We start from the raw sequence: 17,238 nt of genomic DNA, 5'->3' as shown, positions 1-17,238 counted from the left end.
AGCAAAATTTCCTTGGTGGACTACTAGAGTGTCGGGAAAAATAGAGCGCGCAGACTCGATAGTAAAGGACATTTTTCAAAATCTCCAGAACGAAATTAGGTTAATTTATTGGGCGTTGCATAAATACGGGATGAAATCATAAAATTCTAATTTTCAAACTCTTGCTCTTTATGCCTTTGCGGCTTTGCGTAAGACAAAAAACATCCCATCAATCAGCAACGCCATTTATTGATAGTGTTTTACCTTTCTGCAAGTATTGCCATATCTGGAAATAAGCGATGTCTTTATCTCAAGGCATCGCTCACCAATAGCAGATTTATTGTCAGGTGTTAACTAGAGAAATAATTAGCAGACTCCAAGAGATCATTGTGTTTTCTTCCATCAGGCATTTTTGCTCCCCGCAGATTTGCCCTACTGAAATTGGTTCCTTTGAGTCCAGCCCAGTTTAAATTAGCATTGCTTAAATCTGAGTCGCTCAAATCTGCGTTACTCAAATGTGCGCCACTCAAATCTATTCCACTCAAATTTGCGTTAGTTAGGCTGATTCCTCTCCAGTCTGCCTCTCTAAAATTTCTTTCTCCGTTGGCATATCGTCTTAAAACTTCATTGGCATCCATATTGGTTGCCTCACAACGTATAGCGTTATCGCTGTTTATACATGTACTATAACTCATAATGTGCTATTCAAACATCACAATGCCTGCAAATATTCAACAAATACTGGCTATAAACAATATGTCTGCCCAAATTCTGGGTAACAATGCCTTGACGGGTATAGCAATTAATAGATTCTGGGTAGCCGATGATTTATCCCGATGTCCCCGTTCGTAACGCCTGAAATCTGCAATCGCCGCCCTGGAAAATATCGGATTAGTCGATCGCATTCTTAACTTTCCTAGTCAACTTTCTGGAGGACAACAACAACGAGTCGCGATCGCGGAAACTCAATTTGCGAATCAGCGTGACCAAATTCGCTTTAATGTAGAACAATACTACGCTCTAATTTAGATAATGTGTAGACTTCTAGTGTAGGTTTAGAACAAGCTAGGGAAGCATTGAACATCGCCAGAATTAGATATCAAGCTGGTGTTGGTACACAAACAGAAGTGATTGAGGCAGAAAATGACTTGACCAGAGCCGAAGGTAATCGAGTTACGGCAATTTTAGATTACAATCGCGCTTTAGCTAATCTCCAACGTGCTGTTAGTGCTAGAGCCTCGCGCTAGGCATAAAGAATTATCATTAAAAATCAGTAGACTCTAGCGAAAACAGAAGATGAAAATTGCACAAACTGAGGTGCTGATTTCTACTTTATCTGGACAAATGCCTGCTGTCTTAATCACACCAGATCAGCCTGGACGCAAACCCGCTGTCCTGCTTTTGATGGAAGCATTTGGTGTGACCACACACATACAAAATGTCGCTGTCCGAATTGCTCATCAAGGGTATGAGGTACTAATACCAGATTTATACTATCGTGAATTGCCAAATAACAAATTTGGTTATGACGAACTAGAGCAGGCGATGGCTATGATGTGGCGGTTAGATTTCGGACAACCTTTGGAAGATGACATTCGCGCCGCATTGATGTATCTGAAGTCTCTGCCAAATGTTGATGCAGATCGGATTGGAGTCACGGGATTTTGTTTGGGAGGTGGATTGACTTTTTTCACCGCTTGTAAGTTATCCAACCAAATCGCTGCCGCGGCTCCCTTTTACGGCATGGTTTTAGATGAGTGGATTGAGGCAGTTGAAGATATTACTGTACCTGTATATTTGTTTTTTGGTGGTCAAGATATTTTTATTTCGAGCGATCGCATTCAGCAAATCAACACTCGATTTCAAGGACTGGGCAAAGACTATCACCTCAAAGTTTATCCCGATGCAGGGCATGGCTTTTTCTGTGACGAACGCTCAGACTACAACCGCACCGCCGCCGAAGATGCTTGGCAGGAATTAATCGGATTCTTCAAGCAACATTTACATCCAGGGAAATAACTTTATGAGTAGCAATGCCAAAATCATCTTCCCCTAGAGAGATTGTTATGCAAAAAAATTAGGCTTCAATAGAAATACCCGTATATATATACGGACTGAGCCTTATGAAGCGGGATAATGCAGGTAAATTTGTGAGTAATTGCGATGGTGAAACCAAACAGCGATTTAGTGTCACGCTGACTGCTACTGCATGGCAATTATTAGACGCAGAGGCCAAAAAGCAAGGAACTTCTCGCTCGGAAATAATAGAACAGTTTGCCCGCAGTTTAACTCAGGAAGAACAACCTGCATCTTCAACAGACAGATTTGCGACATTGGTAGATGACTTCAGTTATTGCAAACAAGCCGAAGACACCCTCCGACAGAGCGAAGAACGACTGAGAATTGCTCAACAAGCTGCTAATGCTGGCGTGTGGGACTGGGATATTACAACTAATCAAGTGACCTGGTCAATTGAATATTATCGTCTTTATGGTCTTGATCCAGCCAATACTCAAGCTTCATATCAAAATTGGCTTTTGTCCATTATTGAACCAGACCGCGATCGCACAGATCAAGCAGCACGCCAAGCACTAGCACACCGCACCGACCTGAATGCCGAATTTCGCATTCTTCACCCCACCCAAGGCGAGCGATGGCTAACGGCGATTGGACAAACTTTTTACGATGACAATAATCAGCCAATACGGATGACAGGGATTGCATTGGATATTACTGAGCGCAAACTCTCAGAAGCAGCTTTGTTAGAAAGTGAAAAACGCTATCGATATTTGGCTGAATCTATTCCTCAATTAGTCTGGACAGCAGATACAAAAGGAGTACTAATTGATGTTAATCAACGTTGGTGTAGTTTCACTGGGCTAACACTAACACAAGCACAAACTGAAGGCTGGCAAGCAGTTGTGCATCCTGATGATGCGCCGAGGCTGGGTGAAAATTGGGCAGTGGCTCAACAAGATGGAACTTACTATCAAGCCGAAGGCAGAATGCGCCGCGCCGATGGTATGTATCGATGGCATTTACATCAAGCCGTACCGTTAAAAAATGAACGGGGTCAAGTAATCAAATGGTTCGGTACCGCAACAGATATTGAAGACCAAAAACAACTAGAACAACAGCGTATTCAACTGCTACAACAAGAACAAGCTGCGCGGGAACAAGCTGAAACAACGAACCGGATTAAAGATGAATTTTTAGCAGTCCTGTCCCATGAGTTGCGTACACCCCTCAACCCCATCCTCGGTTGGGCGCAGTTACTGCAATCCCAAAAATTAGACCCAGCCAAGACTAGAGAAGCCTTAAAAACTATCGAGCGCAATGCCAAACTCCAAGCCCAATTAATTGAAGATTTGTTAGATGTGTCTCGAATTTTACAAGGCAATTTGAGCCTCAATGTTAGCCCTGTGGATTTGACATTGGTAATTAAAGGTGCTGTCGAAACAGTCCGACTGGCAGCACAAGCTAAGTCAATTACCATCAAAACGATTTTGACCTCAAATGTGGGGCAGGTGGCTGGAGATTCTACCCGCTTACAACAAGTTGTTTGGAATCTGCTGTCAAATGCTTTGAAGTTCACACAGTTAGGAGGGTTGGTAGAAGTCCGCCTAGAATGCTTTGACTCAGTTGCTCAAATTACGGTTAGTGATAATGGCAAAGGTATTTCTCCTGAGTTTCTCCCATTCATATTTGATTACTTCCGTCAGGCTGATAGCGCGACAACCAGAAAGTTTGGCGGTTTAGGTTTGGGACTAGCAATTGTGCGTCATTTAATTGAGTTACATGGTGGTACAGTTCAAGCTCAAAGCCTAGGAGAAGGACTAGGCGCGATTTTTACAGTGAGGCTACCACTAATGCCAGTTCAAAGCCAAATTAATCAGCATAGTCAGCAGGTGAAGCCAGTCTTAAACTTAAATGGCATCAAGGTTTTAGTAGTTGATGATGATTTTGATAACTGTGAATTTGTCACCTTTGTGCTGGAACAGGAAGGTGCAAACGTAGTTATGGCAAGTTCAGCAAAAGAAGCACTCACAGTGTTGAGCCACTTCCCAGCAGATATCTTGTTAAGTGACATTGGAATGCCCCAGGTAGATGGCTATATGTTGATGCAGCAAGTGAAAAATCTGCCCCCAGCGCAAGGAGGAAATATTAAAGCGATCGCTCTTTCTGCTTATGCTGGAGAAATCAACGAAAAACAAGCCATCAACGCTGGATTTCACCGACATATTTCTAAACCTGTGGAACCAGAAGAATTAATTACAGCAATTGTCGAATTAGTTGATTAACAGCTTACTCTCTGGCTCTAGATACAATACACTTAGCGTTCTTGTTGAGGAATATCTCATAGATGTGTCCAGTTGGTGTTCGGACTAGTAACTCTACACGTAACCTCGAAACTGGTGCAGCCAAGCTTTGGCTGCTACTAGTAGGAGTCAATCAATATCAGGATGAGCGTATACCTTCCTTAAGTTATTCTGCACAAGATTGTCAGGGTTTAGGTGCCGCTTTAAGTGCAGCAACTGAGGGATTTCCGCAGAAAGAATTACGAATTTATTGTGATTATAGTGAGCATCTACCTTTAGTAGAAAATGTCCGCAAAAGTCTGCAAGAAATTGCTGCTGCAACTAAAGCAATAGATACAGTTCTCGTTTATTTTTCTGGTCACGGGATGTTAGAACCATCTAGCCAAAAGGTGGTTTTATGTCTGCAAGATACTCAACAAGATAATTTAGTTAAGACTGGGTTGCAATTACAAGAATTATTGCAGATATTAGAAAATTGTGCCGCACAACAGCAATTAGTTTGGTTAGATGCTTGTCATAGTGGTGACTTAACTTTTGTCGGTTCAAAGGGAGACAAAAATGCTTTACTAAATTCGACACAAGAATTAGTAGAAATTTTGCGACAAAGGGCAGCACAAAGAAAGGGATTTTATGCTTTATTGTCTTGCGATCGCGGTCAGCAATCTTGGGAATTTCCCCAATTAGGTCACGGAGTTTTCACCTATTATTTAATTCGCGGATTACGAGGAGAAGCCGCAGATTCTCAAGGAATAATTGAAGCAGATGGATTATACCGTTATGTTTATCATCAAACATTAGCATATATAGATAAAGCTAATCAACAATTGCGTGTAATTAATCAACTGAAAAAAGGTAGAGGAGATAATCAAATTCATTCAGAATATACTTTGCAAACACCCAAACGAATTGTTGAAGGTGTGGGCGAGGTAATTTTAGGACTAAAACCAAACCATAAAGGAATAGCACGTCATCCACGACAAGGTTTAATAGTAGATGGAGTTTCTCAAATTAAAATTGCTTCGGCTTTAATTAAAACACTCAGTAACTGTGGCAACTTTGAAATTAATTATTGGACTGGGCGCGGCAATAGTACAAATTTAGATGTCCGCAAAGCTATTCAAAAGTGCTTACTTTCCGAATCTTTTTCTGAATCACCCAAAGAATATCAAATCAAAGAAACGGCAACTATATTTTTATATCTACACGGACAAATTCAAGAAACAGCTAAGGGTGAGTCAGTATTAGTGCTGGCTGATGATACTGTCATTAATCGTTCTTGGTTAAGAAAACAATTACGTTTGTGTAAGTCACAACAAATTATTATTTTAGATTGCCCTTGTGCAGAAAGTAATATCCGTGATTGGGTAGAAGAATTACAAATAGGAACAGATGTAGGGCAATGTTTAATTGCCTGTACTGCGCCACCTGATACCAGTGAAAAATTTGCGTCTACTTTGTTAGAAATATTCAGTAAATCTAGTGAATATTCTGGTCTGACTGCTGCTAGTTTGATTACACAATTACAAATGAATTTAGCATCTACAGAAGTTAGCTTATACTTTTGGTTATCAGGTTCCCAAGGCATTATTGAAGTTTTCCCAGAACAAAATTCGTTGGTTAATGAAAACTTTGCTCAACCTACTGAAGATATAGACGATTTAAATTCATCTTTAGAGATAGATTACTCTCAATTGCGAGATTTATTGCAAGCTGGAAGATGGTTAGAGGCAGATGCAGAAACTACCCATCTGATGTTAAAAATAGCTGGGAGAGAACAGCAGCGCTATCTTGATTTGCCGAGTTTAGAAAATTTAGCTTGTGCTGATGTACTGACCATTGACCGCCTATGGGTAAAATACAGTCACGGACGCTTCGGCTTTAGTGTCCAATATCGCATTTGTCAAAGCATTGCTACTCAAGCATCTGACCCAGTATTATCTTTGATGCTTGGGAGTAATAAAGTTGCAGCAGCAGAAACTTGCATTGATTTTGCCAACCGTGTCGGCTGGCGGTTAAAAGATGCTTGGATCAGTTATGACAACCTAACTTGGTCTGAAGATGCACCGATGGGATATTTACCGTTTTTTGGCTTTTTTGAGTCAGTTTGGCGAGTCAAAGTCTTAGGCGTTTGGGAATGGCATAGTGCGATCGCTACAGCCAATTGGTGGCAATTATCCGTTAAGCTATTCTCACGACTAGAAGCTTGTCAAACTACCAAAATCTGAACGAATACTCTCTAAATCATCTAACTCAAGAGTGATCAGAATTTTATGGTGATATAAAATTCTGAAATGATAGGATAAAAAATGCTGTTTTACATAATTTTATTTATGTAGTATATAGCAGTCCTAAATTATTTTTGAAAAAATAAAGTACATTAGTAAATTTTTCCTTCCTGTTCCCTACCTTAACGAGTAATTTTCACAACTCTTGAGAAGCGCTATATAATCTCAAGATATTTAACTGATATGATCATAGTCAGGTAAAATCACCTCTATTTCTCTTAGTTTACGTACTGTATAACCGATTAAACCTACTAACAGTAAGCCGATTGAAGATAGAACATACATGAGTGCCATACCAGAACCTTTTCCTGTACCCACCAGATTGTGGAATAAGGGTTCTAGGGTACCTCCCGGCATCATAGCAGGCTCAAAAACATGATCTGCCAGTGTACCTGCAATTAAGTTAGCCCCCGCTGAAACTAGTAGCAGAATCATTGATTGACTTGCAAAAACACGCCCCTGAATTTTAGGGTCAACCTTAGTTAACCAGATAGCATCATTGGAACTTCCCAGCAAGGGAAAATTGAAGGATGAACATAATTGTGCTGGAATCCAAATCAAAGGTATACGACCCAAACCAAGAATAATTTTGCTGAAGCCAGCGCCTATCATCCCCAGCAGTACTCCATAAATACGAGGCTGCTTGTTCCCCCATATATTAATTAGTAAAATTCCTAAAATGCCGCCAATTCCAGATACTAAGAATAAAGTACCTAATAGTTTTGTATCATCCCCAGAAAGTTCTAAAATCATTGGTTTATAAACAGCTTCACCAATATCATGAATAAACCAAAATGTTGCAGTCAATGTTAATAAAATTAGCAGGCTAGGGCGAGAAATTATATATTTAAAGCCAAAATTAATATCATGTAGGATATTAGTGCGATCGCATATACTTAATTTTGTAGGTGTAGATTGGGGAATATGTATGCATATGACTGTGGCGATCGCAAAAAAGAAAGAAGTGATATCAATAATTAAAATTCCCACAAGTCCAATTATTCCATACAGAACACCAGCTAGAGCCGGAGCAACAATAATTGCGCCATGACCTGCTAAAAAGCCCAAACTACTAGCCTTGCTATATTCATGTTTGGCTACCATTGTCGATATTGATGTAGAGTAAGCCAGTTCTTGAAATTGCTCAAAAGTACATTTAACAGCAAAGGCTAAATATAAGTGCCACAATTGCAGGTTATTGGTTAAATAAAGCAATAAAACTATAACAGTTACTATCCCACCAGCAGCATCTCCTACTATCATTAATAACTTGCGATTCACCTTATCTACTACCAAACCAGCGATTGGTGTAATCAAAATTTGTGGTATTTGTGCGAAAAATTGAAACAAAGCTAAAGCTGTGGCTTGATGTGTAATTTCCCACACCCATATAGCTAAAGCAAAGGCAGTCATACTACTACCAATCAAAGAAACCATCTGACCAAGCCAGAGGATAACAAATTTTTGCATATTGTTATAGGCTAATCTCACTCATTGCCTGTTAACTTAAAATTAGTTTAAGTGTGGTTTAGCCATAACATCTTTTTGTTTACTTTTACGATAACGATATTGATACATAACAAAACCAGTAATTAAAAGAATGGTAGGACTCAAACCAACGAAAAGGTAAAGAACCCGACTGCTTAAGCCCCAAAATGTTCCATAGTGTAAATATTCAAATGCAGAAAATATACTATCTGCCAGTGGTAATTTTAGACTATTAACTTCGCGCAATACTGCACCACTGTATTGATCTAAATACACTCCACTTCCACCGTAAAACATTTCATGATTTTGCCGTTTGCGGATGTAAACTGCATCTTCTGGTTGGCTGGGAATACTAATAGAAAATGTCTTGGCTTTAGGAAAAACAGTATTAGAAATTTGCAGTAGTTGAGATAGTTTTAAAGGAGCTTGATTAGTAACGACTTGAGAAGTAACTTCTGGTGGTTCGGAAGTGAAAGTAACTGCGTAAATTAGAGGATAAGAGAAATCAGAAAAGTTCCAAAAAAAACCTGTAACAGCAGTAAAAGCCAGAAAAATAGCTGTCACAACTCCCGCTACTTTGTGAATATCAAAATTTACTCGTTTGAGATGACCATCCCACTTAATTTTGAATCCAGTAATCAACTTGCGCCAACCTGGCCATAAGATTAATCCTGTGATGCACAAAAGAAATAATAATAGCCCACTCATCCCAATGATAATTTCACCATTTCTACCTAATAAAAGACTGTAGTGAAGTTTGAGGATAATTCTTTCAAAGCTGGAATCGGATTGATTCCAAGCCATAACTGCACCAGTATAAGGATGAATGAATATGCGAGTTAGTTGATTAGCTGCATCAAACAACCCTACTTCATAAGGTAAATCAGAAGTAGGAGGTAATCTAATGCTGTCTAATTTGAGATCTGGACGATTAGCACTGATAGACTTAGCTGTTTTTAAGACAGCGTCAATAGAAACCATTTGTAGCTGAGGAACAATAGAACCAACTTGCTGGGTTATGAGAAATTGTCCCATCTCCGGCTTGAATACTAACAAACTCCCTGTCAAACCGACAAAAGCTATTAATAGCCCTACAGCTAAACCAATATAGCGATGGAGAATAAAGACTGTATCCCGAAATTTACGCGATCGCATAATAGAGAATCTCAACATTAGAGCTTGACTGAAACACTACCTACAACGGTAAATGGTGCGCCAGGAGATAGCAAAAAGCCAGCAGAATCGTAATAACGAATATCAAATAGATTCTTGAAGTTCAGACCTATTTGATAATTGTCTCGCTTATAAAAAATTGCTGCATCTGTTCTGACAAAAGAAGGAATTGTAATGGTATTGGGTAAAGTAGCTTCTCTATCGCCGACAAAAAAGACTCCCCCACCAAAGCCTAACCCGCGTAAATTACCTGTTTGAATCTCGTAAGTTGTCCATAAACTAGCACTATTTCTCGGTGCGTTAACTAATCTGTCACCAACTGGTAAGTCATTATCCTGGGTCACATAGGCATCGTTGTGAGAATAAGAAGCAATCACATTCCATCCAGGTAAAATCTCTCCTGTTATATCTAGTTCTAGACCTCGGCTCTTGACTTCTCCAGCAGCAATAGAAAATGGCGATCCCAGATTATTCAAATCGCTGGTCGCTACGTTATTTTTAGTAATCTCATAAGCTGAGAATGTCGCCGTTAGTTTACCATCTAAAAACTCACCTTTAACCCCCACTTCATATTGTGTGCTGCTTTCAGGTTGTAGCGGTACTCCACCCTCACTTACAGCAAATTCATTTGGTCTAAATGCACGAGAGTAACTACCGTAAAGAGATAGATTTGGGATTGGTTGATAAACTAAACCAATTCGTGGGGAAAATCTCTCGTAATAACGTCTTGTAATTTCAGTCTCAGCGCCATTGATAATGTCAGGGTTAAATTCGTCTCTGAAATTAACAAAATCAAATCTTCCACCTAGCAACACTTTAAGATTTGGTAGTAATGCCACTTGATCTTGGAAGTAAACACCTACTCGATATGAATTACTTTCATCTTCAAATCCTTCGTCAAAGGTAGTGGGAACGGCTGCACCATATATTGGATTTTCAATGTCTAGCGTCGGTACGTTATAAGAAATCCGAAATGGATAGCCAAAAACACTTCTACCTAATTCAAACCCCAAGAGTACTTCATGTCCAATGGGGCCAGTTTTAAATTTGCCGGTTAAGTCATTTTGCCAAGAATATTCTCTAGAGTAATCACCTACTTGGTTGTACCTACGAGCAACCGTCCGACCATCTTCAGCAAAGGGATTTTCAAAATCAAGTGGCTGAAAATTGGAACGTGCTGTGTCAACGATTTGTACAGAAACCGCACTGCGGAATCGCCAATTGTCAGTAAAGCGATGGTCTAAAGCAAAATTTATCCGATTGGCAAAGAGTTCATAGCGATCGCTTGGTTCACCAAAGTTAAAACTAATTGGCAAATCAAAGGATCTACTCACTGGTGGTAAACCTCGGTCGTAGGATTGGTTGAGGTTAACGTATTCATATTGCAAATCGACATTTGTGCGATCGCTTAACTTGACCCTTAAGCTAGGCGCAAAAGTATAAAGCTCTTTATAAGCAAAATCTCGAAATCCACCAGAGTTCTCATAGGCAGCAATCAATCGATAAAAAATATTGTTCTCTTGATTTAGTGGCCCAGAAATATCTATCTCTGGTCGATAGTAATCATAACTACCTACAGAAAATGTTGCTGAGTAATAAGGTTGTTCAAGTGGCTGTTTAGTAATGTAATTAACAATACCCCCAGGCTCTAGTTGACCATATAACACTGAAGCTGGGCCTTTCAGAACCTCTACCCTGTCTATAGTCGCAGTGTCAGTAAATCCGGTGAAACTATCTTGTCTAAAACCATTTCTTAGGTTGGCATTGGTATCAAATCCCCGAATGGTATAAGTATCCGTCCCAGCGTAATCTGTTTTGACTGTGACACCACTCACGTTACGCAACACATCTGCAACCCTTTGGACTTTTTGATCTTCAATTACTTGACGAGGAATTACTTGAATAGCTTGGGGAATCTCAATGAGAGGTGTATCGGTTTTTGTCGCCGTACTAGCATCAGGAACCTTATATCCTGAATCTTGCTCTCCTGTCACTACCAATTCAATAGGTTCGTCAGTTTGAGATGTTGGTTCTTCCGATGGTGTTGCACTAGTAGGTTGCTCTTGTGGAGATGTTTCACTAGTAGGTTGTTCTGGTTGCGGCGGTGTTTCAGTAATAGGTTGTTCTGGTTGTGGTGTAGAGGCTACAACTGGTACAAAACTCAAAATTAACCCTTCATCCCCATCAAACAACTCTACAGTTGGTAAGCTAACTTCTCCTGTCACTCTAACTTGGATACTATTGGCATCTTTATTAGTAACGCTGACTTCTGTGATACCTGCAACTGGCTTTTCTTGCCGGAATGTATTGTTGTTGGGTAAACGTAGTTGAGCATTGGGAATGTCAGCAATATAACTATTGCCTGACTGACTATTCAATACTTGCAGTTGATCCCCTTTGGTTGTTTCTAAAATGATCTCTACACCTTTGTCTGTAGAATTCACCTTGACTGTTGTCACTTCTATAATTTCTGTTGGTTTGGCAGAATCTGGTGTAGAAGACTGTGCTAATAAAGAAGTACTTGTGTGTTGTGTGTCTTTTACTTGTTCTCCCAGAGTCGGATTCCCACCCAATACACAAATAGAACTGGTCAATAACGAAATTTGCAGAATTTGACGTAGCTTCATTTCTATCTTCACACCTAATTGAGAATTAACAGCAGTAGTTTAGAAAATAGGAGAGGAGTCAGACGAAAATTATTATCATTAATTTAGTTTTACAGCTTATTGATAATTATCTTCATAAAATTTTTCTGACTTTATTGCGAAAATTTCTCTACTTAAGTAGGAATATACCCATTTTTTGTAAGATTAAATACAAAAACTTGATTAAAAATGGTGATCGCCGAATGACCGAATATAAGCAACAAAACTTCTTGCTTCAAGGTTTTCCCGGAAGTAAACAATAGTTTTTGCGGTCACACACTACTGAAAGTGGTGATCCGATGTCAACGCTGAGAATCACAGCTAGTGCTGATTTCTCAGCATGTATGACAACTGAGAAGCCGCGATAAGCCTTATCTTACTTTATTGAGAATTATTTGTGAAGTAGATATTGATAATTTACAAAAAAGGTATTAAAGTAATTGAGGAAATTGAGAAAGACTTTCAATAACTTCAGCTAATAAGTAAATCAGCATTCATATAAAGGGTGCTTATGATTAGGATAAATCAATGATATAGCTAGGATTTTGCCCACAATTTATCTGCATCTGCGATATCAGATTCCGCATTTAATAAGGTTGCATCCCCATGCCAGAAAGTACAACAGATCTGCCTGAGAATTGCCAAGAAGTCTCAATTATCAAATGTTCAACATTAGTTGATGTGCTACGGCACAGAAGTAGCCAACAAGCAAATATACAGGCTTTCACCTTTCTGCAAGATGGCGAGACGCAGATAGCAACGCTGACTTACCAAGAATTAGATCGGCAAAGTTGCGCGATCGCTTCGCAACTGCAAACATTAGGTTTAAGTGGTGAGCGTGCCTTATTACTTTACCCACCGGGAATAGATTATTTACCAGCCTTCTTTGGGTGTTTGTATGCCAAGGTAGTAGCAGTCCCCGCATATCCGCCACGCAACCAACGCAACACCCCAAGAATTTTGGCAATTATCAAAGATGCTCAACCAAAAGTCATCCTCACAACAACAGCAATTCTGGCGCAGTTGCAGTCTTTACTGGCTGATAAATTTGCGATAGATAATATTCACTGGTTCACTACCGACAACCTCGCACCAGATGTAGAACAAGCTTGGCAAGAGCCGAAAATTAATATAGATACTCTGGCATTTCTGCAATATACTTCCGGTTCCACTGGTACACCCAAAGGTGTCATGCTCAGTCATGGCAACTTGCTCCACAATGCAGAAGTCACACGCCAGTATATGGAACATACCTCTAGGAGTAAGTTTATTACTTGGTTGCCTGTCTATCACGATATGGGATTGATTGGTGGCGTATTGCAACCTTTGTATAGTGGTTTTCCTTGTATTATGATGCCGCCAGCGGCTTTTCTCCAGAAACCTTACCGTTGGTTACAGGCGATTTCTCATTATCGAGGTACTACCAGCGGCGCTCCCAACTTTGCCTATGAACTGTGCATTGAAAAAATTACCCCAGAACAACGTTCAACCCTAGATTTAAGTAGTTGGAATGTGGCATTTAATGGCGCTGAACCCATTCGCCACGAGACTCTAGAAAAGTTCGCCACCACCTTTGCTGAATGTGGATTTTGTCCAGAAGCTTTTTATCCTTGTTATGGTATGGCAGAAGCCACTTTGATGGTATCAGGCAGCGTCAAATCTGCGTTAGTGCGGAGTTTATCTCTGCAAAAAAGCGATTTAGAAAGCAATCATGTCATAGATGCAGTTACCAATACAGATAGCTCCACAACATTAGTTAGCTGTGGTCGAGTTGTACCACAACAGCAGATTGTGATTGCTAACCCAAAAACATTAACCAGTTGTGATCCCGATGAAGTGGGAGAAATTTGGGTGTCTGGGCCGAGTATTGGTCATGGCTACTGGAACTGTCCAGAAGAAACAGAGCAAACTTTCCACGCCTATTTGCAAGATACAAAAGAAGGGCCATTTTTGCGGACTGGAGACTTGGGCTTTTTACATAATGGTGAGCTTTTTATTACTGGTCGAGCTAAAGATTTAATTATCATTAGAGGCCGTAACCTTTATCCACAAGATATAGAACTGACCGCAGAACGTAGTCATCCATCTTTACGTAGTGGTAGTAATGCGGCATTTGCAATTGAAGTAGATAATGAAGAACGGTTAGTAGTGGTGCAAGAGTTAGAGTTTCGCGCCAAACCTAATTTAGAAGAAGTTACAAGGGCAATTCGTCAGGCTGTAGCCCAAGAACATGAGATACAAGTTTATGCAGTTGTTTTAATTAAAGCTGGCACTATCCCTAAGACTTCTAGTGGTAAGATTCAACGCCGTAGTTGTCAAGCAGAGTTGCTTGCAGATAAGTTGCAAGTAGTCAATCAAAGTATTTTGGATAGTAGTGAAGATTTAGACACAACCAGCCTGATAAAAAATGATAATTCTCTAACTGCATACTTGCAAGAATTGATAGCCAAAGCCTTAAAAATCCCAGTTCATAAATTACCGCTGCAACAACCCCTAACAACTTTGGGTATAGATTCCTTGATAGCTTTTGACATCAAAAATGCGATTGAAGTAGATTTTAGGGTGAGTCTATCTATCAATGACCTTTTGCAAGATGCCAGTATTGAGTATCTAGCACAGCAAATTGTGGCTGAGGCGAAAGATATTATCCCAAAACAGTTGGAATTAAAGCCAATTTCGCGGGAAGGACAACTACCTTTGTGTTTGGCGCAAGAACGCTTGTGGTTTTTAGAGCAATTAGAACCAGGAAATCCATTTTATAATGTAGCGATCGCCATTCAACTCAATGGCACACTCAACATTACAATTCTCCAGCAAAGTCTCAATGCAATTGTCCAGCGTCACGAAAGCTTACGCACCAGCTTTACATCTGTAGCTGAACAACCTGTGCAAATCATTCATCCTTATGTGGATGTGCAATTAGCTGTTGAAGAATGCACTATCTGGAAATCTATAGAAATTCTCATCCAGGAGGAAGCCCAAAAACCTTTTGACTTATCCCAAGCACCACTGCTAAGGGCAAAACTTTTGTGTCTATCAGCCAATCAACATTTGCTCCTGTTAACCACACATCATATTATTTCTGATGGTTGGTCAGTGGGTATTCTCATCCAAGAACTAGCAACAGTCTATCAAGCTTTTATAGAGGGCAAAGCTTTTCCTCTGGCTGAACTACCTATTCAATACGCTGATTTTGCTTACTGGCAAAGACAATGGCTGCAACAAGAGGTGCTAAAAACCCAACTAAATTATTGGCTGCAACAACTTAATAACAGCACAGCTTTATTACAACTACCAACCGATAGACCTCGACCTTCCGTTCAGACCTTCATCGGTAAAAAGCACACACTGACATTACCTCAACATCTAAGTGCAGCCGTCAAAGATTTCAGTCAGCAAGAAGGCGTAACAGTCTTTATGACATTTTTATCAACTTTCCAAACACTGTTATATTCCTTATCCCATCAAGAAGATATTGTTGTGGGTTCTCCTGTGGCTGGGCGTAACCATAGCAAAACACAAGGATTAATTGGCTTCTTTATCAATACTTTAGTGTTGCGTACTAATTTGAGTGGAAATCCTACTTTTCGAGAGCTATTAGGCCGAGTCAAAAAAGTCGCTATAGAAGGCTATAGCCATCAAGACGTACCTTTTGAAAAGCTGGTAGAAGAATTACAACCAAAACGCAACCTCAGCTATAACCCTTTATTTCAGGTAATGTTTATTTTCCAAAATGCAGCCATACCATCAATTGAACTTCCAGAATTAACTTGGAAACCGCAAGAAGTAGATAGTGGTACATCAAAATTTGATTTGAAACTGAGCATTTGGGAAAATGCAGCCAACTTTCAAGGTTCAATTGAGTACCAAACAGACTTATTTAATGCTGCAACTATTAGTCGTCTGGCTAATCATTTTGAACTATTGTTGCAAACCATAGTTAATCAGCCAAATATCTCTTTGCAAGATTTAGCTGCTAGTGTTGCCAAGTTTGAGCAAAAACAATTAGAAACTATCAGTCTGCAAAAACTGAAGTTGAGTAAACGAACTGCAATTAGTCAAGAATAAAAAACTTTCTGCAAATTTATGATGATTTCTAATTCTGTAAAACCTAGTCTGAAAAGTTTAGGCGTTGCCAAACGGCAAGCTATCACAGATGTAGTGAGAATCACACCATTAATAAAGAAAAATTCTTTACCGTTGCTCATCCAAGCAACTGTGGAAGGAGTTAGTTTAGTTGCTTGGGCAGCTAACAATCAAGAATTGATTAAAAAATCTTTACTCCAGTATGGGGGTATTTTATTTCGTAACTTTCAAGTAACAGAAGTAGCGGAATTTCAGCAGTTTATTCGAGTAGTTGCAGGAGAGTTATTAGAATATCGCGATCGCTCCTCACCTCGCAGTGCAATTCAAGGTAAAATTTACACATCTACAGACCACCCAGCTAACCAAAAAATTTTGCTGCATAGCGAAAATTCTTATGCGGCTAACTGGCCTTTAAAAATATTCTTTTATTGTGTGACCCCAGCCCAACAAGGAGGAGAAACACCCATCGCTGATATTCGCAAAATCTATCAAAGAATCTCTCCGACAGTTCTCGAAAAGTTCGCTAAAAAACAAGTAATGTACCTGCGCAATTTTGGCGATGGATTTGGCTTACCTTGGCAAACTGTGTTTCAAACAAATCAACCAGAAAAAGTTGCGGAATTTTGTTACCAAAATCATATAAAATTTGAATGGAAAGCAAAAAATAAACTAAGAACTTACTCTATTCGTCCTGCGATCGCTAAACATCCAATCACAGGTGAGTCTGTTTGGTTTAATCATGCCTTATTTTTCCATATCTCTAGCTTAGAAACGAACATCCGTGAGTCGTTATTAGCAGAATTTAAGGAAGAAGATATACCACATAATACTTATTACGGAGATGGTTCACCAATTGAACCAGAAGTATTACATGAAATTCGTACTGCTTACCAACAAGAAACAGTAGTTTTTCCTTGGTTGACTGGAGATATTTTGATGCTAGATAATATGCTCACCGCCCACGGAAGACAACCATTTTTCGGTAACAGAAAAGTAGTTGTCGGTATGGCAGAAGCATATAGTACAGATGATTAACTACTAAACACATAAGTTTCGCTTTCTTTACTCTCCGCGTCTTGGCGCGATGGCAGTCGCTACAACAGGGGGAACCCCCTTCGGGTTTGCAGTTCCTTCTCCTAATCGGAGACGCTGCGCGTAGCTTGCTTCCCCGTAGGGGTACAAGTCGGGCATTGCCCGCCCAACGGACTGCTCACCGTAACGCGTTGCCTCCTTTGCATGAAAAAATATTTATGCAAGAGGACT

At 39.8% G+C, this 17,238-nt stretch carries 10 protein-coding genes and 1 pseudogene; 7 read left to right on the top strand and 4 right to left on the bottom strand.

What is annotated here, in order from left to right; translation table 11 throughout:
- Positions 1-329: 329 nt before the first annotated feature.
- Entirely contained in the window at positions 330-674 is a 345-nt protein-coding gene (locus NCWK1_RS15545) for a pentapeptide repeat-containing protein (RefSeq protein WP_245894908.1), read from the bottom strand.
- A 125-nt stretch (positions 675-799) separates the two neighbouring features.
- Here NCWK1_RS15545 and NCWK1_RS30165 point away from each other — a divergent pair.
- From NCWK1_RS30165 to NCWK1_RS15525, 5 genes and pseudogenes are all read left to right on the top strand, one after another.
- Positions 800-939, top strand: a pseudogene (locus NCWK1_RS30165) (macrolide ABC transporter ATP-binding protein); the annotation flags it as partial.
- A 116-nt stretch (positions 940-1,055) separates the two neighbouring features.
- On the top strand, positions 1,056-1,226 hold the full coding sequence (locus NCWK1_RS30690; RefSeq protein WP_146033998.1) for a TolC family protein: 171 nt from the start codon (positions 1,056-1,058) through the stop codon (positions 1,224-1,226).
- Between the two features lie 49 nt (positions 1,227-1,275).
- The gene (locus NCWK1_RS15535; protein WP_103125334.1) at positions 1,276-1,998 is read left to right on the top strand and encodes a dienelactone hydrolase family protein; all 723 of its coding nucleotides are present in this window, start codon (positions 1,276-1,278) and stop codon (positions 1,996-1,998) included.
- 104 nt (positions 1,999-2,102) lie between these two features.
- On the top strand, positions 2,103-4,280 hold the full coding sequence (locus tag NCWK1_RS15530; protein WP_103125333.1) for a PAS domain-containing hybrid sensor histidine kinase/response regulator: 2,178 nt from the start codon (positions 2,103-2,105) through the stop codon (positions 4,278-4,280).
- A gap of 62 nt (positions 4,281-4,342) precedes the next feature.
- Positions 4,343-6,523, top strand: coding sequence for a GUN4 domain-containing protein (locus NCWK1_RS15525; RefSeq protein WP_103125332.1), 2,181 nt, complete (start codon positions 4,343-4,345; stop codon positions 6,521-6,523).
- Between the two features lie 234 nt (positions 6,524-6,757).
- On the opposite strand, the gene NCWK1_RS15520 is transcribed toward NCWK1_RS15525, so the two are convergent.
- Genes NCWK1_RS15520 through NCWK1_RS15510 form a run of 3 tightly spaced genes read right to left on the bottom strand, consistent with a single transcriptional unit; the run spans position 6,758 to position 11,871 of the window.
- A complete protein-coding gene (locus tag NCWK1_RS15520) occupies positions 6,758-8,053 on the bottom strand; it encodes an MFS transporter (protein WP_103125331.1) in 1,296 nt (431 codons plus the stop codon).
- A gap of 42 nt (positions 8,054-8,095) precedes the next feature.
- Positions 8,096-9,226 carry a PepSY-associated TM helix domain-containing protein gene (locus NCWK1_RS15515; protein ID WP_103125330.1) on the bottom strand — a complete coding sequence of 377 codons (1,131 nt, stop codon included), beginning with the start codon at positions 9,224-9,226 and terminating at the stop codon, positions 8,096-8,098.
- 17 nt (positions 9,227-9,243) lie between these two features.
- Positions 9,244-11,871 carry a TonB-dependent siderophore receptor gene (locus NCWK1_RS15510; protein WP_103125329.1) on the bottom strand — a complete coding sequence of 876 codons (2,628 nt, stop codon included), beginning with the start codon at positions 11,869-11,871 and terminating at the stop codon, positions 9,244-9,246.
- A 624-nt stretch (positions 11,872-12,495) separates the two neighbouring features.
- Here NCWK1_RS15510 and NCWK1_RS15505 point away from each other — a divergent pair.
- Both NCWK1_RS15505 and NCWK1_RS15500 read left to right on the top strand, forming a co-directional pair.
- Positions 12,496-15,957 carry a condensation domain-containing protein gene (locus NCWK1_RS15505; RefSeq protein ID WP_103125328.1) on the top strand — a complete coding sequence of 1,154 codons (3,462 nt, stop codon included), beginning with the start codon at positions 12,496-12,498 and terminating at the stop codon, positions 15,955-15,957.
- A gap of 18 nt (positions 15,958-15,975) precedes the next feature.
- Positions 15,976-17,010, top strand: coding sequence for a TauD/TfdA family dioxygenase (locus NCWK1_RS15500; protein ID WP_103125327.1), 1,035 nt, complete (start codon positions 15,976-15,978; stop codon positions 17,008-17,010).
- Positions 17,011-17,238 lie beyond the last annotated feature (228 nt).

Origin of the sequence: Nostoc cycadae WK-1 (assembly GCF_002897135.1) — a bacterium.
Classification (GTDB): domain Bacteria; phylum Cyanobacteriota; class Cyanobacteriia; order Cyanobacteriales; family Nostocaceae; genus Nostoc_B.
The sequence above is the reverse complement of the archived record's forward strand: the minus strand, read 5'-3'. Positions and strand labels throughout refer to the sequence as shown.

Coding starts and splice junctions, on each gene's coding strand:
- NCWK1_RS15545 (WP_245894908.1), bottom strand. CDS start 674: ATGAGTTATAGTACATGTATAAACAGCGATAACGCTATACGTTGTGAG.
- NCWK1_RS15535 (WP_103125334.1), top strand. CDS start 1,276: ATGAAAATTGCACAAACTGAGGTGCTGATTTCTACTTTATCTGGACAA.
- NCWK1_RS15530 (WP_103125333.1), top strand. CDS start 2,103: ATGAAGCGGGATAATGCAGGTAAATTTGTGAGTAATTGCGATGGTGAA.
- NCWK1_RS15525 (WP_103125332.1), top strand. CDS start 4,343: ATGTGTCCAGTTGGTGTTCGGACTAGTAACTCTACACGTAACCTCGAA.
- NCWK1_RS15520 (WP_103125331.1), bottom strand. CDS start 8,053: ATGCAAAAATTTGTTATCCTCTGGCTTGGTCAGATGGTTTCTTTGATT.
- NCWK1_RS15515 (WP_103125330.1), bottom strand. CDS start 9,226: ATGCGATCGCGTAAATTTCGGGATACAGTCTTTATTCTCCATCGCTAT.
- NCWK1_RS15510 (WP_103125329.1), bottom strand. CDS start 11,871: ATGAAGCTACGTCAAATTCTGCAAATTTCGTTATTGACCAGTTCTATT.
- NCWK1_RS15505 (WP_103125328.1), top strand. CDS start 12,496: ATGCCAGAAAGTACAACAGATCTGCCTGAGAATTGCCAAGAAGTCTCA.
- NCWK1_RS15500 (WP_103125327.1), top strand. CDS start 15,976: ATGATGATTTCTAATTCTGTAAAACCTAGTCTGAAAAGTTTAGGCGTT.